General features: G+C 65.2%; 25 protein-coding genes. 15 read left to right on the top strand and 10 right to left on the bottom strand.

From position 1 onward, the window contains the following. Positions 1-25: 25 nt before the first annotated feature. Both Q8Q53_RS07495 and Q8Q53_RS07490 read right to left on the bottom strand, forming a co-directional pair. On the bottom strand, positions 26-1,102 hold the full coding sequence (locus Q8Q53_RS07495) for an NADH:flavin oxidoreductase (RefSeq protein ID WP_305701134.1): 1,077 nt from the start codon (positions 1,100-1,102) through the stop codon (positions 26-28). 46 nt (positions 1,103-1,148) lie between these two features. Beyond that, positions 1,149-2,429 carry a phospholipid carrier-dependent glycosyltransferase gene (locus Q8Q53_RS07490; protein WP_305701133.1) on the bottom strand — a complete coding sequence of 427 codons (1,281 nt, stop codon included), beginning with the start codon at positions 2,427-2,429 and terminating at the stop codon, positions 1,149-1,151. Between the two features lie 470 nt (positions 2,430-2,899). On the opposite strand from Q8Q53_RS07490, the gene Q8Q53_RS07485 reads away from it, so the two are divergent. Continuing rightward, the gene (locus Q8Q53_RS07485) at positions 2,900-4,105 is read left to right on the top strand and encodes a PLP-dependent aspartate aminotransferase family protein (RefSeq protein WP_305701132.1); all 1,206 of its coding nucleotides are present in this window, start codon (positions 2,900-2,902) and stop codon (positions 4,103-4,105) included. Positions 4,106-4,172: 67 nt separating this feature from the next. On the opposite strand, the gene Q8Q53_RS07480 is transcribed toward Q8Q53_RS07485, so the two are convergent. Further along, positions 4,173-4,616 carry a DUF6628 family protein gene (locus tag Q8Q53_RS07480; protein WP_305701131.1) on the bottom strand — a complete coding sequence of 148 codons (444 nt, stop codon included), beginning with the start codon at positions 4,614-4,616 and terminating at the stop codon, positions 4,173-4,175. Between the two features lie 154 nt (positions 4,617-4,770). Here Q8Q53_RS07480 and apaG point away from each other — a divergent pair, with 154 nt between their 5' ends. From apaG to Q8Q53_RS07460, 4 genes are all read left to right on the top strand, one after another. Beyond that, the gene (apaG, locus tag Q8Q53_RS07475) at positions 4,771-5,169 is read left to right on the top strand and encodes a Co2+/Mg2+ efflux protein ApaG (protein ID WP_305701130.1); all 399 of its coding nucleotides are present in this window, start codon (positions 4,771-4,773) and stop codon (positions 5,167-5,169) included. Positions 5,170-5,252: 83 nt separating this feature from the next. Further along, positions 5,253-6,038, top strand: coding sequence for a LysR family transcriptional regulator (locus Q8Q53_RS07470; RefSeq protein WP_305701129.1), 786 nt, complete (start codon positions 5,253-5,255; stop codon positions 6,036-6,038). A 171-nt stretch (positions 6,039-6,209) separates the two neighbouring features. Beyond that, the gene (locus Q8Q53_RS07465) at positions 6,210-6,434 is read left to right on the top strand and encodes a cold-shock protein (RefSeq protein WP_305701128.1); all 225 of its coding nucleotides are present in this window, start codon (positions 6,210-6,212) and stop codon (positions 6,432-6,434) included. Positions 6,435-6,480: 46 nt separating this feature from the next. Beyond that, complete coding sequence (locus tag Q8Q53_RS07460) at positions 6,481-6,681, top strand: hypothetical protein (protein WP_305701127.1); 201 nt, start codon at positions 6,481-6,483, stop codon at positions 6,679-6,681. Between the two features lie 90 nt (positions 6,682-6,771). On the opposite strand, the gene Q8Q53_RS07455 is transcribed toward Q8Q53_RS07460, so the two are convergent. Continuing rightward, positions 6,772-8,052 carry an amidohydrolase family protein gene (locus tag Q8Q53_RS07455; RefSeq protein ID WP_305701126.1) on the bottom strand — a complete coding sequence of 427 codons (1,281 nt, stop codon included), beginning with the start codon at positions 8,050-8,052 and terminating at the stop codon, positions 6,772-6,774. 110 nt (positions 8,053-8,162) lie between these two features. On the opposite strand from Q8Q53_RS07455, the gene Q8Q53_RS07450 reads away from it, so the two are divergent. After that, positions 8,163-8,555 (top strand): hypothetical protein, encoded by a 393-nt coding sequence (locus tag Q8Q53_RS07450; protein ID WP_305701125.1) that lies wholly within the window; start codon positions 8,163-8,165, stop codon positions 8,553-8,555. A gap of 72 nt (positions 8,556-8,627) precedes the next feature. After that, the gene (locus Q8Q53_RS07445) at positions 8,628-10,736 is read left to right on the top strand and encodes a TonB-dependent receptor (protein WP_305701124.1); all 2,109 of its coding nucleotides are present in this window, start codon (positions 8,628-8,630) and stop codon (positions 10,734-10,736) included. On the opposite strand, the gene Q8Q53_RS07440 is transcribed toward Q8Q53_RS07445, so the two are convergent. Further along, on the bottom strand, positions 10,733-11,374 hold the full coding sequence (locus Q8Q53_RS07440; RefSeq protein WP_305701123.1) for a TetR/AcrR family transcriptional regulator: 642 nt from the start codon (positions 11,372-11,374) through the stop codon (positions 10,733-10,735). The genes Q8Q53_RS07445 and Q8Q53_RS07440 overlap by 4 nt on opposite strands. 142 nt (positions 11,375-11,516) lie before the next feature. Here Q8Q53_RS07440 and Q8Q53_RS07435 point away from each other — a divergent pair, with 142 nt between their 5' ends. The 3 genes from Q8Q53_RS07435 (at position 11,517) to Q8Q53_RS07425 (ending at position 13,907) form a co-directional block, all read left to right on the top strand. After that, on the top strand, positions 11,517-12,788 hold the full coding sequence (locus tag Q8Q53_RS07435; protein WP_305701122.1) for a cytochrome P450: 1,272 nt from the start codon (positions 11,517-11,519) through the stop codon (positions 12,786-12,788). A gap of 21 nt (positions 12,789-12,809) precedes the next feature. Next, positions 12,810-12,983 carry a rubredoxin gene (locus tag Q8Q53_RS07430; protein ID WP_305701121.1) on the top strand — a complete coding sequence of 58 codons (174 nt, stop codon included), beginning with the start codon at positions 12,810-12,812 and terminating at the stop codon, positions 12,981-12,983. Positions 12,984-13,061: 78 nt separating this feature from the next. Further along, on the top strand, positions 13,062-13,907 hold the full coding sequence (locus Q8Q53_RS07425; RefSeq protein WP_305701120.1) for an alpha/beta fold hydrolase: 846 nt from the start codon (positions 13,062-13,064) through the stop codon (positions 13,905-13,907). Positions 13,908-13,943: 36 nt separating this feature from the next. On the opposite strand, the gene Q8Q53_RS07420 is transcribed toward Q8Q53_RS07425, so the two are convergent. Next, positions 13,944-14,618: an energy transducer TonB gene (locus tag Q8Q53_RS07420; RefSeq protein WP_305701119.1), complete on the bottom strand. Its 675-nt coding sequence runs from the start codon at positions 14,616-14,618 to the stop codon at positions 13,944-13,946. A gap of 193 nt (positions 14,619-14,811) precedes the next feature. On the opposite strand from Q8Q53_RS07420, the gene Q8Q53_RS07415 reads away from it, so the two are divergent. After that, entirely contained in the window at positions 14,812-15,447 is a 636-nt protein-coding gene (locus Q8Q53_RS07415) for a glutathione S-transferase family protein (protein ID WP_305701118.1), read from the top strand. On the opposite strand, the gene Q8Q53_RS07410 is transcribed toward Q8Q53_RS07415, so the two are convergent. The 4 genes from Q8Q53_RS07410 to Q8Q53_RS07395 all read right to left on the bottom strand — a co-directional run bounded on the left by Q8Q53_RS07410 (position 15,444) and on the right by Q8Q53_RS07395 (position 18,106). Continuing rightward, entirely contained in the window at positions 15,444-16,097 is a 654-nt protein-coding gene (locus Q8Q53_RS07410) for a hypothetical protein (protein WP_305701117.1), read from the bottom strand. The genes Q8Q53_RS07415 and Q8Q53_RS07410 overlap by 4 nt on opposite strands. A 304-nt stretch (positions 16,098-16,401) precedes the next feature. Next, entirely contained in the window at positions 16,402-16,863 is a 462-nt protein-coding gene (locus Q8Q53_RS07405; RefSeq protein ID WP_371136529.1) for an ankyrin repeat domain-containing protein, read from the bottom strand. 18 nt (positions 16,864-16,881) lie between these two features. Next, on the bottom strand, positions 16,882-17,775 hold the full coding sequence (locus tag Q8Q53_RS07400; protein ID WP_305701115.1) for a hypothetical protein: 894 nt from the start codon (positions 17,773-17,775) through the stop codon (positions 16,882-16,884). Then, positions 17,768-18,106 (bottom strand): hypothetical protein, encoded by a 339-nt coding sequence (locus Q8Q53_RS07395; protein ID WP_305701114.1) that lies wholly within the window; start codon positions 18,104-18,106, stop codon positions 17,768-17,770. The genes Q8Q53_RS07400 and Q8Q53_RS07395 overlap by 8 nt, the downstream gene beginning before the upstream one ends. Before the next feature lie 395 nt (positions 18,107-18,501). Between Q8Q53_RS07395 and rpsL the strand changes: the two genes are divergently transcribed. The 4 genes from rpsL (at position 18,502) to tuf (ending at position 22,952) form a co-directional block, all read left to right on the top strand. After that, positions 18,502-18,873: a 30S ribosomal protein S12 gene (gene rpsL, locus Q8Q53_RS07390; RefSeq protein ID WP_124809405.1), complete on the top strand. Its 372-nt coding sequence runs from the start codon at positions 18,502-18,504 to the stop codon at positions 18,871-18,873. 175 nt (positions 18,874-19,048) lie between these two features. Then, a complete protein-coding gene (rpsG, locus tag Q8Q53_RS07385; protein WP_305701113.1) occupies positions 19,049-19,519 on the top strand; it encodes a 30S ribosomal protein S7 in 471 nt (156 codons plus the stop codon). A 78-nt stretch (positions 19,520-19,597) separates the two neighbouring features. After that, positions 19,598-21,670, top strand: a complete 2,073-nt coding sequence (fusA, locus tag Q8Q53_RS07380) for an elongation factor G (protein ID WP_305701112.1) — start codon at positions 19,598-19,600, stop codon at positions 21,668-21,670. Positions 21,671-21,761: 91 nt separating this feature from the next. Further along, positions 21,762-22,952, top strand: a complete 1,191-nt coding sequence (gene tuf / locus Q8Q53_RS07375; protein WP_305701111.1) for an elongation factor Tu — start codon at positions 21,762-21,764, stop codon at positions 22,950-22,952. Positions 22,953-23,065 lie beyond the last annotated feature (113 nt).

Raw genomic sequence — 23,065 nt, 5'->3', positions numbered from 1 at the left:
CCCCGGCGGGGAAGGGCCTGATCGCCTACCCTTCGACGAAGCCCTTCCACGTCGCCATGTAATCCACGAACGCCGCGCCCAGCCCTTCGGCTTCCAGATGCGCGCGGGTGACGGGCGTGGGCGTGCTGGCGAACGCGGGGTCAGCCACCACGCGCGCCGCGAAATCGTGGTGCAGGATCGCGCCCCGGCCGATCAGCACGAAGTCGGCCCCGGCATCGAGGCAGGCCTGCACTTTGGCCGTGCTCATGATCTTGCCCGCCACGCCCAGCCGGGTGGCGCCGCGCTCCAGCGCGGTGAAGTGGTTGATCAGCGGCTGGCTTGCGAACGCTGCGTCTTCGGGGGTCTTGAAGCAATCCCACAGCGACATGTCGAGGTAATCGAGCTGGCCGCCGGTCATCACTTCCTGCGCAAGTTCCAGCGCCTCGGCGATGCGGATGCCGAACCGTTCGGGTGACAGGCGCAGGCCCAGCTGGAAATCGGGCCGGGTCGCGGCGCGGATGCCGTCGATTACCTCCAGGATGATCCGTTTGCGGTTCTCGAAGCTGCCGCCATAGCCATCGGTGCGCTGGTTGTTCTCGGCATCGAGGAACTGCGCGAGGATGTAACCATGCGCGCCGTGGAGTTCGACCCCGTCAAACCCGGCGCGCTCGGCCCGGACGGCGGCGGCGATGAAATCGCTGCGCAGTTGCTCAACCTCGGCCGTGGTCAGCGCCCGCGATCCGGTTTCGGCATCCGCGAACGGACCCTGCGGCGCTTCGCCGATCAGGTCCTTGGGCGAGCGGATCCCTGCGTGGTGCAGCTGCACCGATGACAGCGCGCCGCCTGCGCGGATCGCCCCGGCCAGCTGCGTCAGGCGCGGCAGGTGATCGTCGGACCAGATGCCGAGCTGGCCGGGAAAGCCCTGGCCCTGGCGCTGGACGTGCGCGGCGGCGGTCATCACCAGCCCCATGCCGCCGTTTGCGCGCAGCGTCAGCCAGTTGATTTCATCGTCCGACAGGGTGCCGTCGGGCTGGCTTTGCAGATTGGTCAGCGGGGCCAGCATCATCCGGTTGGCCATCGCCGGGCCGCGCGAAAAGGTCAGCGGAGCTGCGGGGGTAGTCATATTGCGAAATCCTCCTGTTCGCCTCGCAATATGGGGACGTTTGCGTTCAGCGCCAGCCGGGCAGCCACATCCACTGTTCGTAACTCATCTTCCCGCCCGTCAGCGGCGCGGCCGAGATGATCGGATAGAACCACGCGAACAGCGCCGCGCTCAGCACCAATGTCGCCGGGGCGAGCCAGCGCCAGCGGTCCGCGCGCGCCCACAGGTCTTCCAGCGCCAGCGCCAGACAGGCCATCAGGAACGTGGCGGGCAGCAGGTAGTGGTAATAGAACTGCACTGGCTTGCCCGACACCGCCCAGAACCCCAGGCTGACCAGATAGAGCAGCGCGAACGCCAGCGCATCACGCCGCCCCTGCCGCAGCCCCGCCCACAGGCACCAGCCCAGCGCGGGCAGGCCCGCCAGCATGGTAAAGGGATTGCCGATCAGCACGATCCCGCGCTGCACGCCGTCCACCACCTCATACAGATACCAGATCGCGCGGGCGTTGATGATCCATTGCCACCAGTCGCTGCGATAGGGGTGCGGCTTCACCACGCTGTCCTGCAATTGCAGCATGTAGTTGTGCCAGCCGACCGGATCGAACGGATTGACCGGCTGGCTGGTCCAGTGGAACGCGGGCCAGAAGGTCAGCCAATAGACCAGCAGCGGGACCAGTCCCAGCCACAGCGCGGCTTCGGGCAAGGAGATGCCCGGAACCGCCCCGCCGCCGCGCGCCCATCCGAACCGCAGGCCGGTATCCTTCAGCTTGGCCGCAGCGAACACCAGCCCCGGCACCACCAGCAGCGGTGCGACGCTCCACTTCGCGCCCAGCGCCAGCCCCAGCGCGATGCCTCCGCCCGCCAGCCGCCACCGCGCGCTGCCGGGGCGGCGCAGCGCGCTGGCGCAGAGCCAAAGGCCGACCATCGCCAGCATCGCCATCATCATGTCGAGCATCGCGATCCGGCTTTGCACGAACCACAGGAAATTGGTGGCCAGCAGGAACTGCGCGGCCAGCGTCACCGCGCGGCGCTGGGTGGCGAACCACATCAGCCGCGCAAACGCGAACAGCCCCAGCGCGCCCGCCAGCGCGGATGGCGCGCGCCAGTACAGAGGCTTATCGCCCAGCCACGCGATCGCGCCGGCCAGCACGGTCTTGCCCAGCATCGGGTGTTCCGGATTGAACCGCGTGTCCGCCAGCACATGGCGCGCGGCGGCGGTGTAATGGACCTCATCGAAGTAGATCTGTGACGGGATGCCCAGCCGCCACCACACCAGCGCGAGGAAGAACACGGCGATGACCGCGCTCCAGTCGGCGGGATCCCGTTCGGCGGTCAGACTGCGGCCCATGGACGCGGGGTTAATGCGTGCGGACAAGGAGCGCAATGGGTTCGGCCGGGTTCAAATCCCTCCCACTTGTGTCATGTTGAACTTGTTTCAGCATCCATCCCCCGGTTGGCGCAATTGGGGCCGCTCTGGCGCGCCCGGTGCCGCCGTGCTGCCGCCGGTGGGGTCCGCGCGGGCCTGCCCGATGGATCCTGAAACGAGTTCAGGATGACGGGGTAAGGAGGGGTGGGGCTGGTGGGAGCAGCGCCGGGTCCATCCAGCATCGTCATGCTGAACTTGTTTCAGCATCCATCCCCCGGTTGGCGCAATTGGGGCCGCTCTGGCGCGCCCGGTGCCGCCGTGCTGCCGCCGGTGGGGTCCGCGCAGGCCTGCCCGATGGATCCTGAAACGCGTTCAGGATGACGGGGTTGAGGCGAAAGGGTGGTGTCTGCCCCTTGCCCGCCGCCAAGCCCCCGCCTAAAGCCCAAACCACTATGAAACGCACCACCGGAACCGACCGTTCGATCACCCGCACCTGGCGCCCCGCAACGCAGGCCGTGCGCGCGGGCACCTGGCGCAGCGAGCAGGGCGAGACGAGCGAGGCGATTTTCATGACCTCCGGCTTCTCGTTCGACAGCGCCGCGACCGTGGCCGCGCGCTTTGCGGGCGAGGCGGACGGGATGACCTATTCGCGCCTTCAGAACCCGACCGTGGCGATGCTGGAAGAACGGATCGCGCTGATGGACGGGGCCGAGGCGTGCCGGGTGCAGGCCACCGGCATGGCGGCGATGACCACCGCGCTGCTGTGCCAGCTTTCGCAGGGCGACCACGTGGTTGCCGCGCGCGCTGCGTTCGGGTCGTGCCGCTGGCTGGTCGACCAGCTGTTCCCGCGTTTCGGGATCGAATCGACCACCATCGACGCGCGCGACAACGCCCAGTGGGAAGCCGCGATCCGGCCCAACACCAAGGTGTTCTTCTTTGAAACCCCCGCCAACCCGACGATGGATATCGTCGATCTGCAATTCGTCTGCGATCTGGCGCGGTCGCGCGGGATCACCACGGTGGTCGACAACGCGTTCTGCACATCGGCCCTGCAACGCCCGATCGAGTTCGGCGCGGACGTGGTGGCCTATTCCGCAACCAAGCTGATGGACGGGCAGGGCCGCGTGTTGGCCGGGGCGGTCACCGGCACGGCCGATTTCATCAACAACACGCTGCTGCCGTTTCAGCGCAACACGGGTCCGAACCTGTCGCCATTCAATGCCTGGGTCGTGCTGAAGGGGCTGGAAACGCTGGACCTGCGGGTCAGAAGGCAGAGCGAGAATGCGCTGCTGGTTGGGCAGTTCCTGGAAGCCCGCGTGCCCAAGATCAACCATCCGGGCCTGCCCAGCCATCCCCAGTATGAACTGGCGTCAAAGCAGATGGATGCCTGCGGCTCGATCTTCTCGTTCGAAGTGGAAAGCCGCGAACAGGCGTTTGCGCTGCTCGACGGGCTGGCGCTGATCGACATTTCCAACAACATCGGCGATTCGCGCTCGCTGCTATGTCACAACGCTTCGACCACACACTATTCGGTCAGCCCTGAGGCCCGCGCCGAAATGGGCGTGACCGACGGGATGCTGCGGCTGAACGTGGGACTGGAAGATCCGCAGGATCTGATCGAGGATCTGGATCAGGCGCTGACCAAAGCAGGGCTTTAAGCCTGCCTTTACCGACACCCCGGATCAAGTCCGGGATGTCGGGCAGTGGATAGGGTAATTCCATCACTTAGATCACCAGCGGCCGTCCCAGATTTGCCGCTGCGTCGTTGAACGCTGCCGCGGTGGACAGCGGATGGCCGATGCAGCCGCCGCCCGCCAGCTCGCGCAAGTGCCGCGCCGCGCAGGCCGGGGAACTGGCCGCCGCCGCCAGCACGCCGACGATCCGCGCCTCGTCCTGCGTCATGCGCAGTGCGCAGCACGGGGCGAGCAGGATCTTGCGCCGCGCTGCACCCGCCAGTTCCACCACGAACGCGCGCAGCAGCACCAGCGGCTGGCGAAAGCCTGCGCCGAACGTGTTGAGGAACAGCATCGCCGCGTGGGCATCGCGGATGCCGTGTGCTGCCATCCGCCGCACTGCCACCAGCACCATGCGCTGCATCGCATCGTCGGGCAGGGCAAAGGGCAGAACGGTTGCAGGGGCGTCGGTGCGGGGGCGGGCGGCTGGTTCCATGGCGATTCTCCGTAAGTGCGGCTGCATCCTATCGCTAATGCGAATAAGTCGCAATAAGCAATCGAGGAGCCATCCGTGCAAGGCGGGGCAGGCGGCGCGCGTTTTGCCATCACGCCCCATTGCCCGCCCGCGATCCAATCGCTAACTTGGGCGCATGAAGGAACTGTTCCAACATGCGGCCATGACCGATGGCATCACCGTGCGGGTCGCGGTAAATTTTCTGCCGGATCAATCGCGGATTGAATCGGGCAAGTGGTTCTGGGTCTATCACATCCGGATCGAGAACGGATCGGATCAGCCGGTGCAGTTGCTGACCCGCCACTGGCGGATCACCGACGGGCGCGGGCTGGTGAACCATGTCGAAGGTGAAGGGGTGGTCGGCGAATCCCCGCTGCTTCAGCCGGGGGCCAGCCACGATTACGTATCCGGTTGCCCGCTGACGACGCCGCACGGCAGCATGGAAGGCCATTACACCTTCCGCCGCGTGGATGGCTCGCTGTTCGAAGCGGCGATCCCGTTCTTTGCGCTGGCGGCGCCCGCAACAGCGGGTTGAACCGCGCGCGGAGTAATTTTCCTTTCAGGCGGGGTCGTGAAAACCCCATTGCCCCGCTGCATCACGCACCATAGGGAAGGGCCATGAAGCGCACGCACTTGCCCCTGAACGCCTTGCGCGTGTTCGATGCAGCCGCGCGGCATTTGTCGTTTACCCGCGCGGCGGATGAGCTGGCGGTAACGCCGGCCGCCGTCGGCCAGCAGATCCGCGCGCTTGAAGACGTGCTTGGCGTGGTGCTGTTCCGCCGCACGCCCAAGGGGCTGGAACTGACCGAGGAAGCCAGCGCCGGGCTGGAAGCACTGCGCACCGGGTTCCTGCATTTCGAAGATGCGGTCCAGGCGATGCAGGCCGGGCAATCGAGCCATGTCTACACCATCGCCGCGCCGCGCGATTTCTTTGCGGCCTGGCTCGCTCCACGTCTGGCGGCGTTCCGGGCTGCCAACCCGGAAGTGCGCTATAGCCTGATCGACGGCGAGGATGCCGATTTTACCGAGGCGAACCTCGATCTGGCGGTGCGCTGGGCCGAAGGGCCGGGTGAGCTGGAAGGCGTGCAACTGGGCGCAGCGGCGCGCGTCATCGTGGGCGCGGGTGACTGGATCGGCTGGCCGGGCGATGCGCAGCCGGGTGGTGCCGGGGCGGATGCGCCCTTGACCGTCGGTGATGCCGGACAGGCTTTTGCCGCCGCCACCGCAGGGATGGGCCGCGCGCGGGTGCCTGCGCTGCTGGCGCAGAGCTGGCAGGCGCAGGGGCGGATCGGCGACCTGCCCGAATCGGAGCCCTGCCGCCGGGCCTACTGGCTGGTCGCGCCGCTGCCGCAGTGGCGCCAGAAAAAGGTCAAAGCGCTCGTCGCATTCCTCACGAACGGCTGATTTGCGCCATTGCCAAGATGGTGTTTGCTATTTGGCGCAAAAGCGCCCAATAGGATCGCGCTATCGGTTGCCACTGACGGTTTTTGGTGCCGAGACGCTCCTCTTTCCAGCCTTTGCTACTTATGGCCCAGCGACCCGGCGTTCGGGTTCGCGACGCAAGGAATAGAGTTTATGTCCGACAATACAGCCGTCACCGGCACCGTGAAGTTCTTCAACCAGGACAAGGGTTTTGGTTTTATCCAGCCCGACAATGGCAACAATGATGCCTTCGTCCACATCAGCGCAGTGCAGGCCGCCGGTCTCCACACGCTCGATAAGGATCAGCGCATCACGTATGAACTGACCGAAGATCGCCGTGGCAAGATGAGCGCAACGAACCTGCGTTCGGCTGCCTGATCTGACGCGCGCAGTTCTGCCCATCGGTTCCCGGAAAGGCTGAAACATGGCAACGCAGGAGTTTTATCTTGCTCGCGCTGGTGAAGCCCGGGCCGAGGCGGCAGTCTGCTCGCTCGACAATGTCCGTGAGCGCGCTCTGCGCTCAGCCGAAGCGTGGGAGGCCATGGCCGCCCGCGCTGCCGAAACCGCCGAGGCGCGCCAGGTGCGTGACCTTGAAAAGGCGGCGGCAGGGTTCACCTCGCCCTAGGGCGATCTGACCCCGGCGTGGCCGCAAGGCTGCGTGGACCAACTGACAACGGCCGGGCCAGTCCCGGCCGTTTTCATGTCTGCTATCCGCTTATGGCGCGACCACCACGGTGCCGCGCGCCATCACGAACTTCATCGCTTTGAGCACTTTGACGTCGCTCAGCGGATCGCCATCGACCGCGATGATGTCGGCCGCCTTGCCAACCTCGATCGTGCCGGTTTCCTTGTCCACGCCCAGCAGTTCGGCGGCGTTGATGGTGGCGGCCTTGATCGCTTCGACCGGGGGCATCCCGAACTTTACCAGCAATTCAAACTCATCGGCGTTGCGGCCATGCTTGGATACGCCCGCGTCGGTGCCATAGGCGATCCGCACGCCCGCCGGAAAGGCCTTGGCCAGCGACTTGCCGGTTACGCCGATGCGCCAGTCGATCTGCGCCTTGATCGCGGGCGGATAGGCGTTGGGATTGGCGGCAAGCCGTTCCAGATAGCCGTTCACGGTGCTGAGCGTGGGGACGTAGAAGGTTTTGTGTTCCTTCATCAGCTTGACGATCTCGTCGTCGATCATCGTCCCGTGCTCGATCGAATCCGCGCCGACCCGCACCGCCAGCTTGATTCCTTCCGCGCCGTGGGCATGAACTGCCACCTTGCGGCCATAGGCGTGGGCGGTATCGACCAGCGCGCGGGCCTCATCCTCGAACATCCGGGTGGCCAGGCCCGTGCCGGAATTGACCCCGCCAGTGCTGGCAAACTTGATCACGTCCGCCCCGCGCCCGATCTGGCGGCGCACCGCGCGGCGGCAATCGTCCGCGCCATCGCACAGGTTTTCGGTTCCGATCAGGGCGTGGACATCGTCCGCCAGACCGACCCGGCCATCCATGTGCCCGCCGCTGGTGGAAATCGATTCGCCCGCATCCACGATCCGCGGGGCCAGCACCCAGCCGCGCCGCGATGCTTCCTTCAGCGCCAGCACCTTGCCATCATCGTCGCCCAGGTTGCGCACCGTGGTAAACCCCGCACGCAGCGTCTTCATCCCGTTCCAGTAGGTTTCGTGGGCGTTGAGCGGCAGGCTGTCGGTCACCATCGCGGTGATCCCCTCGTTGCCCGCGCGGTCGGATGACAGGTGCGTGTGGCTGTCGATCAGGCCGGGCAGCACGGTCCGGCTTTTCAGGTCGATCGTGTCCGCGCCGGCCGGGGCGGGGGTATAGCCATCCTGCACCGCCACGATCTTGCCCTCATCGACCACGATCGTCGTCGCCCCGCGCGGGGTCTGGCCCGGCACCGCGATCAACCGGCCCGCGTGGATATAAGTCGGCGCGGCCAGCGCGCTGGTTCCGGACAACAGGGCGGCAAGAGCGAGGGCGGGGCGAAGCATAAGGGCAATCTCCGGCTGAACGAATGTTGCGCGCAGCCTATCGGCGTTATCTGGCGGCGGCAATGACATTGGGGGTGACAGCGAAACCCGGCAGGCGTAGGGGCGCGGGCATGACGTTCTGGCGCGCCTTCCTGCACCACCATCGCTTCGCCGCAGCGCTGCTGCTGGCGGCGGTGCTGGCGCTGCGCGTGGCGGTGCCAGGCGGCTGGATGGTGGAGCAGCAGGGCGGTGAACTCACCGTCGCGCTGTGCAGCGATGCCAGCGGCGGGCAGGTCTTCGTCACGATCCCGCTGGGCGATGACACGCCCGATCCGCATGAGGGCAAGCAAGCCCCCTGCGCCTTCACCGCGCTGGCGGGCCTTGCCGATCTGCCGCACGCCGCCGATCTGCCGATGCCGCTGTCAGACAGGGTCGCACCTGCGCGAATGCCGCTGGAAATTTCCGTCGGCCGGGGTCTTGCCGCCCCGCCGCCGCCCCAGACCGGACCGCCTGCCATCGCCTGAACTCCCCCGTCGCCTGCCCGGCCCAGTGCCGCGCGCGGGCGCATGTTCATGCGATTACAGGATACCCGTTTCATGCAATTCCATACCCTGCTGCGCGCGTCCGCGTGCCTTGCCGCGCTGGCTGCTGCCGCACCCGCGCTGGCCGATGAAGCCGATTCTGCCGATGCCCAGACGATTGTCGTCACCGCTCCGCGCCTGACTACCACGCCGACCGATGCCGCGCTGGCCCGCGACAGCGAGCCCGCCACCGCGCCCGATGCCGCCGCATTCATTGCCCGCCTGCCGGGCGCTGCGCTGGTTGAAAACGGCGTGCTGTCCGGACAGGTCCAGCTGCGCGGCCTGTTTGGCGAGCGCGTGCTGCTGCGGATCAACGGCCAGCAGTTCGCCACCGGCGGTCCCAACGCGATGGACCCGGCGATGCACTATGCGCCGATGGTGCTGGTCGACCGGATGGAGCTGGCGCGCGGGATTTCCCCGGTGCGCGACGGGCCTGCGCTGGCTGGCGGCGTGAACGTGGCGCTGAAGGAAGTGCGGTTCGGTTCGGCGGGCGGCCTTGCCCCGCAAGTCGATGTGACCGCGCAGTATCGCTCGGTCGATGACAGCTTTGCCGTGGGCGGCCTGGTGGGCGTTGCCAACGATACGCTGCGGCTGGGGGTGATCGCCTCGCACGAGCGCGGCGATGACACGCGCTTCCCCGGCGGACGGCGGATTGGCGGCACATCGTACGACCGGGCGGTTTACGGCGTGCAGGCGGGACTGCGGACCGGGCCGGGCGAACTCAGCCTGGAATACCGGCGGCAGGAAACCGGTGCCTCCGGCAACCCGCCGTTTGCAATGGATATCGTCTATTTTCATACCGATTTCCTGCGGGCGGGGTTCAAGGGCGAACTGGCCGACAATGTGAAGCTGGACGTTCATGCGCACTATGCCGGGGTCGATCACCGGATGAACAATTACAGCCTGCGCCCCGCGCCCGCGCTGAGCGCCACGCGCCAGTCCGATACCACCGCGCGCACGCTGGCGACCGGGCTGGCGCTGGAGATCGGCACGCCGACCCGCCATGTCCGGCTGGGCGCGGATTACGAGCACATCGACAAGCAGTTCCAGATCTACAACCCGAACATGCCGACATTCTCGATCCATCCGCTCGACAAGGCGCGCTCCAGCCGGGTCGGCGGCTATGCCGAACTGCGCAGCGGATTTGGCCCGGTGGAAATCGAAGCGGGGGTGCGCGTCGATGCGCATATGGCCGCGACCGATGCGCCGCGGGTGGGCACCGGCGTGCCGATGGGGCCGACCAATCTGGCGCTCGCCTTCGCGGCGGCCGACCGGCAGTGGACCGGCACCACGGTGGACGGCGCACTGCGGATCTGGGCCGATCTGGGCGCGCTGACGCCGCGCTTCACACTGGCGCACAAGACCCGCGTGCCCAGCCTGGTCGAGCGGTTCAGCTGGTTGCCGACCGAGGCCAGCGGCGGGCTGGCAGATGGCAACATCTATGTCGGCGATACCCAGCTCAAGCCGGAACGGGCCTGGCTGGTCGAGGCTGGGCTCGATTGGCAAAGCGGCACCGCCTATGCCCGGCCGGCGCTGTTCTGGCGGCGGATCAACGACTATATCCAGGGCGTGCCGTATGATGCCACGCCGGGGGTAATCAACACCCCGGTGGAAATGGTCGCGGCCGCCAGCGGCGATCCCACCCCGCTGCGGTTTGCCAATGTCGCGGCCGAGCTGTGGGGCGCGGACGTGGCGTTCGGGGCGAAACTGGCCGGACCGCTGCGGCTGGACGGCGTGGCCAGCTGGGTGCGCGGACGGCGGGTGGACATCGCGGATTCGCTCTACCGGATCGCCCCGGCCGCAGTGCGGCTGGCGCTGGGCTGGGATGCCGCGCGCTGGGGGCTGTCGCTGGAAGGCGAAGCCGTCGCCGCGCAGGACCGCGTGTCGGCTGCCAACAGCGAACAGCGCAGCACGGGCTATGTCACCGCCAGCCTGCACGGCCATGTCCTGCCGCGCGACGGGGTGCGGATCGATGCCGGCGTCGAGAACCTGTTCGACCGGCACTATGTGGAGCATCTGTCCGGCTATAACCGCAACGGCCTTGGCGACGTCCCGCTGGGTGCGCGGCTGCCGGGGGCGGGGCGGTCGGCCTATCTCCGGCTGCGGGTCGCGTTTGGGGGTTAACCCCCCAAAGCCCGCCGCAACATCGCGGTCAGGTCTGTCCGGACCGCCGCAGGATCGGTCAGGCGGTCGAAACCCATGGTGGTTTCGATCGCCACCCCGGCCAGCAAACAGCCGAGCATGAACGCGGCGTGCTCTGCGGGCAGGGTGGCGGGGACTTTGCCCGCGCCCTGCGCCGCCACGATCAGCGCTGCCAGTCGTTCGCCAAAACGGATCTGCACTTCATCGAACACGGGCCGGGTTTCCAGCCGGTTGGCGATCATCGCGCTGAACAGCACGAAATAGGCCCGCACCGAGATATCGCGCTGGACCAGTTCGACAAACCGGTCAGCCAGCGCCAGCACCTGTTCCAGCGGGCAGTCGATCCCGGCCACGGCGCAATCGGCCTGTTCGTGGACATGGGCCGATACGCGCCAGATCACCGCTTCGATCAGTCCGTCCTTCGATCCGTATTTGCGGCTGGCCAGCCCCCGGCTGAAGCCCGCGCTGGTCCCCACCCGTTCCAGCGTGGCGGCCAGATAGCCTTCGGTCGCGATGATCTGCGCGGCGGCATCCAGCAGGCGGTGTTCGGATTGCGCGCTGCGCTCCGCCTGGGTGCGCCGCTTGGGGGCGGTAGCATCGGGGGCAGGGGGTTCACGCACGGGCATATCCATCGATGTTGTTAATCCCCAGGACGGGCAGCATTGCAACTATAACTTAGTTGTTGACCGTATACTAACTCTAAAATATCATCCTCGCACAACCGGCGCATCAGCCGCCGATCCAGCAGAGGACGCTTAACCCATGGCACTGCCGAACGAACTCGCCCAGACCATCATCGATCCCAAGGCCTATTCAAACCGTGAGGTGGTTGACGAAGCGTTCCGCACCATTCGTGCGACCGCGCCGCTGGTGAAGGCGCAGCTCGACGGGTTTGAGCCGTTCTGGGTCGTCACGCGCCATGCCGACATCAAGGAAATCGAACGTCAGTCGGACTTCTTCCATAACGGTGACAAGTCCACGTTCCTGACCAATATCGAAGGCAACGCGCGCGTCCAGATGCTGACCGGGGGGGAACCGAACCTGATCCGCAGCCTGGTGTCGGTCGACGGCAAGGAGCACAAGGATCTGCGCGGGATCGTGTTTCCGCATATCACCCCGCGCGCGATCAAGCCGCTGGAAGAGCAGATCCGCAGCATTGCCCGCGAATTCGTGGACCACATGCTCAGCTTTGACGGGGAATGCGATTTCGCCGCCGACGTTGCATTCCTCTATCCGCTGCGGGTCATCATGACCGTGCTGGGCGTGCCGCAGGAGGACGAGCCGTTCATGCTGAAGCTGACGCAGGAACTGTTCAACAACGCCGACCCGGAACTCAACCGCGCGCGCGCCGAACTGTCGCCGGAGGATATGCTCAAGTCCTTGTGGGAAACCACGATGGAGCTGGAGCGCTATTTCGCCGCCGTCACGGAAAAGTTCCGCGCGAACCCCACCGACCACATCAACAGCCTGATCGCCAACGCGAAGATCGACGGCGAATACCTCAACCACCGGCAGATGATGGGCTATTACATCATCGCCGCCACGGCTGGCCACGACACCACCTCGAACACCACCGCAGGGGCCATGTGGGCGCTGGCCGAAAAGCCGGAAATGCTGGCGCAGATGAAGGCCGACCCGGCGCTGATCAATGCCTTTGTCGAGGAATCGATTCGCTGGGAAGTGCCGGTGAAGCACTTCATGCGCAGCTGCGTGGCGGACTGCGAAATCGGCGGGCAGCAGATCAAGGCGGGCGACTGGCTGATGCTGTCCTATCAATCCGCCAACCGCGACGAAACCGTCTGGGCTGACCCGTTCGAGTTCCGGATCGACCGCGAAAACAACCCGCAGATCGCGTTCGGCTACGGCGTCCATGTCTGCCTCGGTCAGCACCTCGCGCGGATGGAAATGCGGATCCTGTGGGAGGAACTGTTCAAGCGGCTGGAAACGGTCGAACTGGCGGGCAAGGGCGAACGCACAATTTCCAACTTCGTGTGCGGGCCAAAGCACGTGCCGATCCGCTTCACCGCGAACTGAGCTAAGGGGGAGGGACGGGCCATGGCCGAAGGTTTCCGCCAGTGGCGCTGCCGCAACTGCGGGTACATCTATGACGAGGCGCTGGGCTTGCCGGACGAGGGCATCGCACCGGGCACCCGGTTCGAGGACATCGACGACGAATGGTATTGCCCCGATTGCGGCAGCGAGAAGCAGGACTTCGAACTGTTGGCGTGAGGGGCCTCTGCCCAATTTAACCGCGCGGCTAAATCGGTGATTGACCGGGCCGCGCGGCCGGGGCATCCCGGTTGCAACATGAAACCTGAAACGATCCGCATTCCGATTGGCGAAGGCCTGTCCATCGCCGCTGACATCGCCGGTCCGCGCGGCGCGCCGACTGTAATCCTCGGCCATGGCGGCGGGCAGACCCGGCACAGCTGGGACAAGGCCGAACAGCAGCTGGCGCAGGCCGGCTATTTCGCCATCAACTATGACCTGCGCGGCCACGGCGACAGCGACTGGTCGCCCGACGGCGATTACAACATCGATCTGCGGGCGGAGGACCTGGCGCAGGTTGCGGCGGTCGGCTCGCGCCCGTTTGCGCTGGTCGGGGCGTCGCTGGGCGGGGTGACCTCGCTCGTCGCGGCCTCGCACGGGCTGGAACCGGCGGCAATCGTGCTGGTCGATATCGTCCCGAAGATGAGCGAGGAGGGCGTCGGCCGCATCCGCGCGTTCATGTCCGCCAATCCGGAAGGCTTCGCCAATCTGGACGAGGCGGCCGATGCCGTCGCCGCCTATTACCCCGAACGCCCCCGGCCCAAGGACGTGTCGGGCCTCAACAAGAACCTGCGCCTTGGCGACGATGGCCGTCTGCACTGGCACTGGGATCCGCGCATGATGGACGATTTCCGGCGCGATCCGCACGCCCTGCTCAACCTGATGGACGCTGCCGACTGGACCGACCGGGTGCCGACCCTGCTGGTGCGCGGGATGAAGTCCGACATCGTTACCGAAGACGGCGTCGATGACCTGAAACGCCGCATCCCCGCGCTCGAAATCGCCGATATCAGCGGCGCTGGCCACATGGTGGCGGGCGACAAGAACGATGAATTCAACAGCGCAGTGATCGAATTCCTGACCCGCGTGATGCCGCTGGGATAGGCGCAGGCGCGCCCGCGCCTATCCCGCAGCCCCGGCTTAGTCCGGGATGTCCCAGCGCACCGCCGTAGTCCATGTGCCCGCCACTTTCGCGCCGGTCTGGTCGCTGGCCGGATCGAACCGGGCGCGGCGCAGCAGTTTGGCGCAGGTTGCGTCATCCAGCACGTCATGGCCGCTTGAGGCGGTGACGGTGCAGTCGCCGGGCTTGCCATCCGCGCCGATGGTCAGGCGCACTTTGACCAGCCCTTCCAGTTCGCCGCGTATCCCGGCGCTGGGGTAATCGCTGGTCGATACCCACAGCGCGGGGTTGCCCTTTGGCCGGGCTGCGCGCGGGGCGATGCCAGGGGCGGGAGTGGGCGCTGGCGTGGGGAACAGCGCCTCGCCCAGGCCGCCGCCGCTGGCCTCGCCGACCGGGCCGGTCGGGAAGGTCGGCGCGGGGCCGGTGGCGGTGAAGGCAAAGGGATCGGCCGGGTTCGGCGCGGGCCGGTTCGGCGCGGGGCGCGGGTCTGCGGCCACGGGCTGCTCGGTCGGCGTGGGCACCGGCTTGGGTTTGGGCAGGTCGACATCGAACGTGCGAATGATCTCGCGCGCCTGCGGCATGAAGCTCGCGCCGAGGCCGTTGACCAGCGCAAACCCCGCCGCGACGTGGATTAGCGCGACCGTGGTCAGTGTGGCAATCCGGTGGTTGGAAGTGTGGGTATCGACATAAGCCATGGTGGCACCCTCCGTTCTGGTGACGGCGCCCCGACGGCCCTTTGCTTATCCTGAGTCGCACCGGGGCGACGCACTAGGTATGTTACAACATACCATAACCGTCAATGAACGAATCGCGGATGCCGTAGCGGAAACCAGTCTTCAATCGCAATCGATCCGCATGGTGCTAGGCTGGGTGAAACGGGAGATGCCGATGCCGATTCTCTATGACTACCTCCGCGCCCCCAGCCCGCGCCGTGCACGGATCGTGCTGGCGGAAAAGGGGATCGCCCATGACACCGCGATCGTCGATCTGGCGGCGGGCGAGCAGCTGGCCGAGGGCTTCCGCGCGGTCAATCCGGCCTGCACCGTGCCCGCGCTGCTGGTGGAGGACGGCGCGCCTGCGCTGACTGACAACGCCGCGATCCTGGCTTGGGCCGAAGCGGTGAAGCCCGAACCGCCGCTGCTGGGCCGGACCCCGCTCGACAAGGCCGAAATCGCCAGCTGGAACGCGCGGATTGAGCACGATTGTTTCATCCCCATCGCCGAGGCGATGCGCAACACCGCCCCGGCGATGAAGGACCGCGCGCTGCCCGGCCCGGTCAATTACGCCCAGATCCCGCAGCTCGCCGAACGCGGCCGCGCCCGTTTGTTCGATTTCCTCGACCGGTTCGACACGCACCTGGCGGGGCGCGAGTATGTCGCCGCCAGCGGGTTCAGCGTGGCCGATATCACCGCCGCCGTGGCAATCGATTTCGCCCGCGTCCTGCGGTTCGATCCCACCGAGGGCAGGCCGAACATCGCCGCCTGGCGCGCCCGGCTGGCCGAGCGGCCCGCGTTCAGTCTCTAGGCGTCCTCCTCCTCCTCCGGATCGTCCTCCGCCAGCAACGCGGCATTCGCGATGGAGTTCAGCCGCATCTGGTCGATCATCGCGTCGATGCTGTCATAGACCGCCTGCTGGTCCTCGGCATCGCCCAGCGCCCATTCGGCGCGCAGCCGCTCATAAACCGGATGGCCCGGCCGCAGCACTGCAAAGTGCGGGGCCGTCGTGGTCCAGCGCTGGGCCCGGCGCTGGCGCAGCAGGAACAGCAGCAGCGCGGTGTCATAGCGCCGCCAGGTCGCCACCACCTCACCCCCGCGCACGACCGGCCGTTCCTCGCCCGTCAGCGCGCGTTCCAGCGCGCAATCCTCCAGCCGCGCGATCCCCCGGTCAATCGCGGCCTCCCACGCGGCGGCAAAGCCCTCGGCCCCCGGCTGATGGCGCAGCCGATAGAGCGCCTCCAGCGAAGCCCCGATCCGCCGCGCCGCCTGCGTCACGATCCCCGTCGCCGCCAGCACCGCGATAAACTCGCGCTGCCGGTCCGGCGTGATCGAATTGCGGCGCGGCATCCGGTGGAGATACGGCGCAAACCCCAGCAAGGGATCGTCCGGCTCGGGCGGCAGATCGGCAAACGCGGTGCGCGATGTGCGCTTCCACGGGCGCGGCGAGGCACAGCCCACAGCCGCGCTCTCGCTGGCGAACGAGGCCGGCGACCAGATCGCTTCCCGCTCACTGGCGGGCGAGGTTGGGGGCCAGATTTCGCCCCTCCCGCTTGCGGGAGGGGTTGGGGGAGGGCCTGTTACCTCGCCCTCATCATCAAAACTGTCGGGATCGCGCAAGGAACCACACTCCACCTGGTTTGTTGGATTCCCCGTTGGAGGATCAACTTAACGCAGGGTGGGCGGTGTAGGAAAATGGTTTGACGGCGGTTGGAGCGAAAGTCTGGCCGAACTACCGGGCCGAACTACCGGGCTGAAAGTGCGGCTATTGCGCGGGGCGCGGCGGCCAACGACCTGCGTCTTTCATGGCCAGCACGTCCTTGGGCCACGGCGGAGGCCACGAATAGCCCGCTGCGCGCATCGTTGAAATGAACACAAGGCGGGCCTTGCCCTCATCGCTCTCATCATCGAGCCGTGAAGTGCTGGCGTAAATCGCTGCCGTATAACCCATGCTGTCGGCAGCCCAGACGTCGGCCCCCCGCTGAACCAGCAAGTTGGCGAGGCGATACTGATCCGTAACCGCAGCGAGAATCAGGGCTGCGGTGCCACGTTCATCCGCGCTGTTCGGAGAAGCGCCGGAATCCAGCAGTTGCATGGCCATGGCCGCTTCACGGTTGACCACGGCGTTGGCCAAGGGTGACGAGCCCGGGGGGGCGGGCGTCATGTCCGTGCACCCCAACAGCAGGGCCGCGAGTGCGAGAACGCCGAAGTGCCAGGATCGGGCCATGGTGCGTGCATATCCTTTTCAGCCCCCACATTTCGCTTTGACGTTATCGTGTGCGGTGCCCAGCGCCCCGTCCAGACTGTCTACCACATTTCCCATCTTGTGCAGCAGACCGGACCTGACTGCTTCCGCCGCGAGAATGCCCTTGATGCCCAACAAGGCAGCACCCAGGCCTTGCGCCAGCAGGTCGCGCGTCAGATTGAACGGGGGGTCCAGCCCGATCTTGCGCGTGCCGAAAGCGTCGGGCGCGGGCGTGCTCTCCTGAAGTGCCGTCAATGCTTCACCTTTGACGTGGAGCGCCACGACTTTGCCGTTGGGACGGCCACCAGCCGCAATCGTGTTGGCGTGGAGGCCGGCGGCATTGAACGTGGTGGCGTTGCCATCAACCGCGACCGCCGCCGCGCTCGCCAATCCTCCGCCGAGCGAATGACCGACAAATTTCGAGGGTGGCGAAGGCGAACCGTTCTGGAGGTTGTGGATTTCCATCTTCCTGGCGATTTCCTGCGCACGGCTGTAGTAAGCCGTATCGTTCTTCCCCAGGGCCTGATCCTTGTTTGCGCCCATGTCGCTGCCGAACCATTCCTCCGTCCCCCTGAACGAGACGGTATAGGCTGGTGGCTCACCGCTTTTATAGACGACTGCTCCAAAATTGGTGCCTTCGATTTTCAGATCTTCTGGCCTCAGGCCGGCCTTGGCCAGTTCTTTCGGATCATCGACCAGCGCCATCGGCGGGATAGGCTTGGGTGGAATGATCTGATTGGCGGGGGCGGCAATGGTCTGCGGCGGAGGGCGCCCGTAGGCCGCATTGGCGACATCGGCATCCTGCCGCCATTGCTGCATCTCGCGCAACTCGCTTTGCGCTTGCGGACAGCCGCCATCGACCGGGCAACTTTGCATGAGTGGCGCGCTAGCCATTTGGGCGATCCCGGATTTGAACGATCGTCTCTACTTTCAACGCGGTGTCCAGCGGCGCAAAGACCGTGTCCATGGTTTGCATGTATTGCAGCCCATTCATTTCCGGTATGAGCAGGCGGGCGAGGGCATAGACGAACAGCCGCGGTTCCGTGTCAATTCCCGCGCGCCTTGCCTCATCAAGGAACAGGTCCGGGGCCTGACTGATCTGATGTGGCGCAAGTGCGCCTGTGACTGGCTGCAACGAGGCCACCCACCGAGAAAAGCGCTCCCTGCGCTGGAGCGCCTTTTCTCCTTCAAATGATGTCACCACGCCTTGACTGATCGTCAACATGCGCAAGTCTCCGACTTGTGGCTGATGCCGGGTGCTATTTGTCAGTGAATACACGCGGCGTGCAAGCGGTTTAAATAGAAGGCAAGGCTCAAGGCGCGATGTAGGCAGTCACGGCCCAGCGGCCCATTCCGCTTGACCCTGTGTTGGAATCACACTAGGGGCCGCGACTTCCGGAGGCGGGCTTTGCCTGCGTTCCGGTTGAGCTGAACATTGGCGGTGCGTCGGGGGAACCCTGGCAAGCCGTCAAAGTAACCCGGTCCAGTTGTCCGGGTGGAGCGTTTTCGGCTCGTGTGATGTGTGGCGGCGGGCTTTGCCTTGCCCCGGTAAGCGCATTTCGCGGGACCCGCATTCCTTCACCTGTCCGCTTCGGCCACAACCAAGGTGAAGAGTACTTCATGCCTACTATCAACCAGCTGATCCGCAAGGGTCGCGTTCCGCAGAAGGCCAAGAGCAAGGTCCCTGCGATGGAGCAGAACCCGCAGAAGCGCGGCGTTTGCACCCGCGTTTACACCACGACCCCGAAGAAGCCGAACTCGGCACTGCGCAAGGTCGCGAAGATCCGCCTGACCAACCAGCGCGAAGTGATTTCGTACATTCCGGGCGAAGGCCACAACCTGCAGGAGCACTCGGTCGTGCTGATCCGCGGCGGGCGTGTGCGCGATCTTCCCGGCGTGCGTTACCACGTGCTGCGCGGCGTGCTCGATACCCAGGGTGTCAAGGATCGCAAGCAGAGCCGTTCGAAGTACGGCGCCAAGCGTCCGAAGTGACCTGACGGCCGCAGGCATCAGGTCATCCTGAACTCGTTTCAGGATCCATGGTGCCGCAAGCCCGGGTTTAAGAATTCACACGGCCAGGCCAACCGCTGGATGGACCCTGAAACAAGTTCAGGGTGACGAAAGCGGGCACAGTGCAGGGCCGGGTTGATGCAAAGGAATATGTGACATGTCACGTCGTCGTCGTCCCGAGAAGCGGGAAATCCTGCCTGATCCGAAGTTCAAGGATCAGATTCTGTCCAAGTTCATGAATAACCTCATGATGGACGGCAAGAAGTCGGTTGCTGAAAGCATCGTCTATGGTGCCATGGCCACCATGGAAACGCGCGCCAAATCGGACCCGATTGCGCTGTTCCACGATGCGCTGGCCAACGTGAAGCCGCAGATCGAAGTGCGTTCGCGCCGCGTCGGTGGTGCCACCTATCAGGTCCCGGTCGAAGTCCGTCCGGAACGCGCCCAGGCGCTGGCGATCCGCTGGCTGATCACCGCCGCGCGCAACCGCAGCGAAACGACGATGGCCGCGCGCCTCTCGGCTGAACTGCTGGACGCCGCCAACAACCGCGGCAACGCGGTCAAGAAGCGCGAAGACACCCACCGCATGGCCGACGCCAACCGTGCGTTCAGCCACTATCGCTGGTAAGTCGTCTTCAGGCTGTCACGAAACTGAACCAGAGGGCGGGGCTGTTCGGGCCCCAAACTCTCTTCAAAGGAAATACCCATGGCACGCGGCCATCCCCTTGAAAAATACCGGAATTTCGGTATCATGGCGCACATCGACGCTGGCAAGACCACGACGACCGAGCGCATCCTTTACTACACCGGCAAGTCCTACAAGATCGGCGAAGTTCACGACGGCGCCGCGACCATGGACTGGATGGAACAGGAACAGGAACGCGGCATCACGATCACGTCCGCCGCGACGACCTGCTTCTGGAACGACCACCGCCTGAACATCATCGACACCCCCGGCCACGTTGACTTCACCATCGAAGTCGAACGCAGCTTGCGCGTGCTCGACGGTGCCGTGGCCGCGTTCGACGGCGTGGCCGGGGTTGAGCCCCAGTCCGAAACCGTCTGGCGCCAGGCCGACAAGTACGGCGTGCCGCGGATGTGCTTCATCAACAAGCTCGACCGCACCGGCGCGAACTTCTACTACTGCGTCCAGACGATCATCGACCGTCTCGGCGCAAAGCCGGCCGTCCTGTATCTGCCGATCGGCGCCGAAGGCGACTTCGTCGGCCTGGTCGACCTGATCAACGAACGCGGCATCATCTGGAAGGATGAAAGCCTCGGCGCAGAGTTCGAATACGTCGATATCCCGGCCGACCTTGCCGACAAGGCCGCCGAATACCGCGAAAAGCTGATCGAACTGGCCGTTGAGCAAGACGACGACGCGATGGAAGCCTATCTCGATGGCAACATTCCCGACGCCGCCGAACTCAAGCGCCTGATCCGCAAGGGCACGCTGGCGCAGGCCTTCGTGCCGGTGCTGTGCGGCTCGGCGTTCAAGAACAAGGGCGTGCAGACGCTGCTCGACGCGGTCGTGGACTTCATGCCCTCGCCGCTGGACATCGAAGACGTCAAGGGCGTCAAGGTTGACAGCGACGAGGCAGACAGCCGTCCGCCGACCGACGAAGCACCGTTCAGCTCGCTGGCGTTCAAGGTCATGAACGATCCGTTCGTGGGCTCGCTGACGTTCATCCGGATCTATTCGGGCACGCTGACCAAGGGCACCTACCTCAACTCCGTCAAGGGGAAGAAGGAAAAGGTCGGCCGCATGCTCGAAATGCACGCGAACGAGCGTAAGGACGTTGAAGAAGCCTTCGCAGGCGACATCATCGCGCTTGCGGGCATGAAGGAAACGACGACCGGCGATACGATCTGTTCGGAACGCTACCCGATCGTGCTGGAACGCATGGAATTCCCCGAGCCGGTGATCGAACTGTCGGTGGAACCCAAGACCAAGGCCGATCAGGAAAAGATGGGCGTGGCACTGCACCGCCTGTCGGCTGAAGATCCCTCGTTCCGCGTGTCGACCGACCATGAATCAGGCCAGACGATCATCAAGGGGATGGGCGAGCTTCACCTCGACATCATCGTCGATCGCATGCGCCGTGAATTCAAGGTCGAGGCCAACGTCGGTGCGCCGCAGGTGGCGTATCGCGAATACCTCGGCAAGCCGGTGGACATCGACTACACCCACAAGAAGCAGTCGGGTGGTACCGGTCAGTTTGGCCGCGTGAAGGTCAAGGTCACGCCGGGTGAGCGCGGTTCGGGCTTCGTCTTCAAGGACGAAATCAAGGGTGGTAACATTCCGAAGGAATATATCCCCGCGATTGAAAAGGGCTTCCGTGAAACGGCCGAAACCGGCTCGCTCATCGGCTTCCCGATCATCGACTTCGAAGTGCTGCTGTATGACGGTGCCTACCACGACGTCGACTCCTCGGCGCTGGCGTTCGAAATCGCGGGTCGCGGTGCGATGCGCGAAGTGGCGCAGAAGTCCGGCATCAAGCTGCTCGAGCCGATCATGAAGGTCGAAGTCGTTTCCCCGGAAGAATACCTGGGCGACGTCATCGGCGACATGAACAGCCGTCGCGGTCAGATCCAGGGCACCGACACGCGCGGCAACGCGCAAGTCGTCGAGGCGCTGGTGCCGCTGGCGAACATGTTCGGTTACGTGAACCAGCTGCGCTCGTTCACCCAGGGCCGGGCCAACTACTCGATGTTCTTCTCTCACTATGACGAGGTCCCGGCAAACGTCGCGGCCGAAGTGAAGGAGAAGCTTGCCTAAGGGGCAAGATGATACTAGGGGCGGCGCCTGATTCAGCGGGCGCCGTCCATTCCCGCAGATTCGATATCAAGCGAAAAGAAGGTTTGAGACAATGGCGAAGGCAAAATTTGAGCGGAACAAGCCGCACTGCAACATCGGCACCATCGGTCACGTCGACCATGGCAAGACCACGCTGACCGCAGCGATCACCAAAATCATGGCCGAAATCAACGGTGGTGTAGCTGTTGACTTCGCAAACATCGACAAGGCTCCCGAAGAGCGCGAGCGTGGTATCACGATCTCGACCGCTCACGTCGAGTACGAAACCGCAAACCGCCACTACGCGCACGTCGACTGCCCGGGCCACGCTGACTATGTGAAGAACATGATCACTGGCGCAGCGCAGATGGACGGCGCGATCCTGGTGGTGAACGCTGCTGACGGCCCGATGCCGCAGACCCGCGAACACATCCTGCTGGCCCGCCAGGTCGGCGTGCCGGCGCTGGTCGTGTACATGAACAAGGTTGACCAGGTCGACGACGCGGAAATCCTTGAGCTCGTCGAACTCGAAATCCGCGAACTGCTCAGCTACTATGGCTTTGACGGCGACGCGATTCCCGTGATCCCGGGTTCGGCTCTTGCCGCACTTGAAGGTCGCGACGAAAACATCGGCAAGGACTCGATCATTGCCTTGATGAACGCCGTCGATACTGCCATCCCGCAGCCGCCGCGTCCGACCGACAAGCCGTTCCTGATGCCCGTGGAAGACGTGTTCTCGATTTCGGGCCGTGGCACCGTGGTGACCGGCCGTATCGAAACCGGCATCATCAAGGTTGGTGAAGAAGTCGAAGTCGTCGGTCTGCGTGACACGCAGAAGACCGTCGTGACCGGCGTCGAAATGTTCCGCAAGCTGCTCGACCAGGGTGAAGCTGGCGACAACGTCGGCGCGCTGGTCCGCGGTCTGAAGCGTGACGACGTTGAGCGCGGTCAGGTTCTGGCCAAGCCCGGCTCGGTCACTCCGCACACCGAATTCGCTGCCGAAGTCTACGTGCTGTCGAAGGATGAAGGTGGCCGTCACACGCCGTTCTTCGCCAACTATCGTCCGCAGTTCTACTTCCGCACCACGGACGTCACCGGCGAAGTGATTCTGCCGGAAGGTACCGAAATGGTGATGCCGGGCGACAACGTTGCCCTGTCGGTCAAGCTGATCGCGCCGATCGCGATGGATGAAGGTCTGCGCTTCGCAATTCGCGAAGGTGGCCGCACCGTCGGTTCGGGGGTTGTCAGCAAGATCACGAAGTAATATAGGCCGCGCTCCCGCAGGAGATTCGTTCTCCTGCGGGCCGGTTTTTCAGGCTGCTCGCTCTTTCACGAAAGCGGGAAAGAGCGGCGGTCTGGTTTGTTTTTGGCTCTTTC

The organism is Novosphingobium sp. (genome assembly GCF_030699305.1).
Classification (GTDB): Bacteria; Pseudomonadota; Alphaproteobacteria; order Sphingomonadales; family Sphingomonadaceae; genus Novosphingobium.
The sequence above is the reverse complement of the archived record's forward strand: the minus strand, read 5'-3'. Positions and strand labels throughout refer to the sequence as shown.

Bases quoted from the DNA above. Each gene is read 5' to 3' on its own strand.
- Q8Q53_RS07495 (WP_305701134.1), bottom strand. From the start codon at position 1,102: ATGACTACCCCCGCAGCTCCGCTGACCTTTTCGCGCGGCCCGGCGATG.
- Q8Q53_RS07490 (WP_305701133.1), bottom strand. From the start codon at position 2,429: ATGGGCCGCAGTCTGACCGCCGAACGGGATCCCGCCGACTGGAGCGCG.
- Q8Q53_RS07485 (WP_305701132.1), top strand. From the start codon at position 2,900: ATGAAACGCACCACCGGAACCGACCGTTCGATCACCCGCACCTGGCGC.
- Q8Q53_RS07480 (WP_305701131.1), bottom strand. From the start codon at position 4,616: ATGGAACCAGCCGCCCGCCCCCGCACCGACGCCCCTGCAACCGTTCTG.
- apaG (WP_305701130.1), top strand. From the start codon at position 4,771: ATGAAGGAACTGTTCCAACATGCGGCCATGACCGATGGCATCACCGTG.
- Q8Q53_RS07470 (WP_305701129.1), top strand. From the start codon at position 5,253: ATGAAGCGCACGCACTTGCCCCTGAACGCCTTGCGCGTGTTCGATGCA.
- Q8Q53_RS07465 (WP_305701128.1), top strand. From the start codon at position 6,210: ATGTCCGACAATACAGCCGTCACCGGCACCGTGAAGTTCTTCAACCAG.
- Q8Q53_RS07460 (WP_305701127.1), top strand. From the start codon at position 6,481: ATGGCAACGCAGGAGTTTTATCTTGCTCGCGCTGGTGAAGCCCGGGCC.
- Q8Q53_RS07455 (WP_305701126.1), bottom strand. From the start codon at position 8,052: ATGCTTCGCCCCGCCCTCGCTCTTGCCGCCCTGTTGTCCGGAACCAGC.
- Q8Q53_RS07450 (WP_305701125.1), top strand. From the start codon at position 8,163: ATGACGTTCTGGCGCGCCTTCCTGCACCACCATCGCTTCGCCGCAGCG.
- Q8Q53_RS07445 (WP_305701124.1), top strand. From the start codon at position 8,628: ATGCAATTCCATACCCTGCTGCGCGCGTCCGCGTGCCTTGCCGCGCTG.
- Q8Q53_RS07435 (WP_305701122.1), top strand. From the start codon at position 11,517: ATGGCACTGCCGAACGAACTCGCCCAGACCATCATCGATCCCAAGGCC.
- Q8Q53_RS07430 (WP_305701121.1), top strand. From the start codon at position 12,810: ATGGCCGAAGGTTTCCGCCAGTGGCGCTGCCGCAACTGCGGGTACATC.
- Q8Q53_RS07425 (WP_305701120.1), top strand. From the start codon at position 13,062: ATGAAACCTGAAACGATCCGCATTCCGATTGGCGAAGGCCTGTCCATC.
- Q8Q53_RS07420 (WP_305701119.1), bottom strand. From the start codon at position 14,618: ATGGCTTATGTCGATACCCACACTTCCAACCACCGGATTGCCACACTG.
- Q8Q53_RS07415 (WP_305701118.1), top strand. From the start codon at position 14,812: ATGCCGATTCTCTATGACTACCTCCGCGCCCCCAGCCCGCGCCGTGCA.
- Q8Q53_RS07405 (WP_371136529.1), bottom strand. From the start codon at position 16,863: ATGGCCCGATCCTGGCACTTCGGCGTTCTCGCACTCGCGGCCCTGCTG.
- Q8Q53_RS07400 (WP_305701115.1), bottom strand. From the start codon at position 17,775: ATGGCTAGCGCGCCACTCATGCAAAGTTGCCCGGTCGATGGCGGCTGT.
- Q8Q53_RS07395 (WP_305701114.1), bottom strand. From the start codon at position 18,106: ATGTTGACGATCAGTCAAGGCGTGGTGACATCATTTGAAGGAGAAAAG.
- rpsL (WP_124809405.1), top strand. From the start codon at position 18,502: ATGCCTACTATCAACCAGCTGATCCGCAAGGGTCGCGTTCCGCAGAAG.
- rpsG (WP_305701113.1), top strand. From the start codon at position 19,049: ATGTCACGTCGTCGTCGTCCCGAGAAGCGGGAAATCCTGCCTGATCCG.
- fusA (WP_305701112.1), top strand. From the start codon at position 19,598: ATGGCACGCGGCCATCCCCTTGAAAAATACCGGAATTTCGGTATCATG.
- tuf (WP_305701111.1), top strand. From the start codon at position 21,762: ATGGCGAAGGCAAAATTTGAGCGGAACAAGCCGCACTGCAACATCGGC.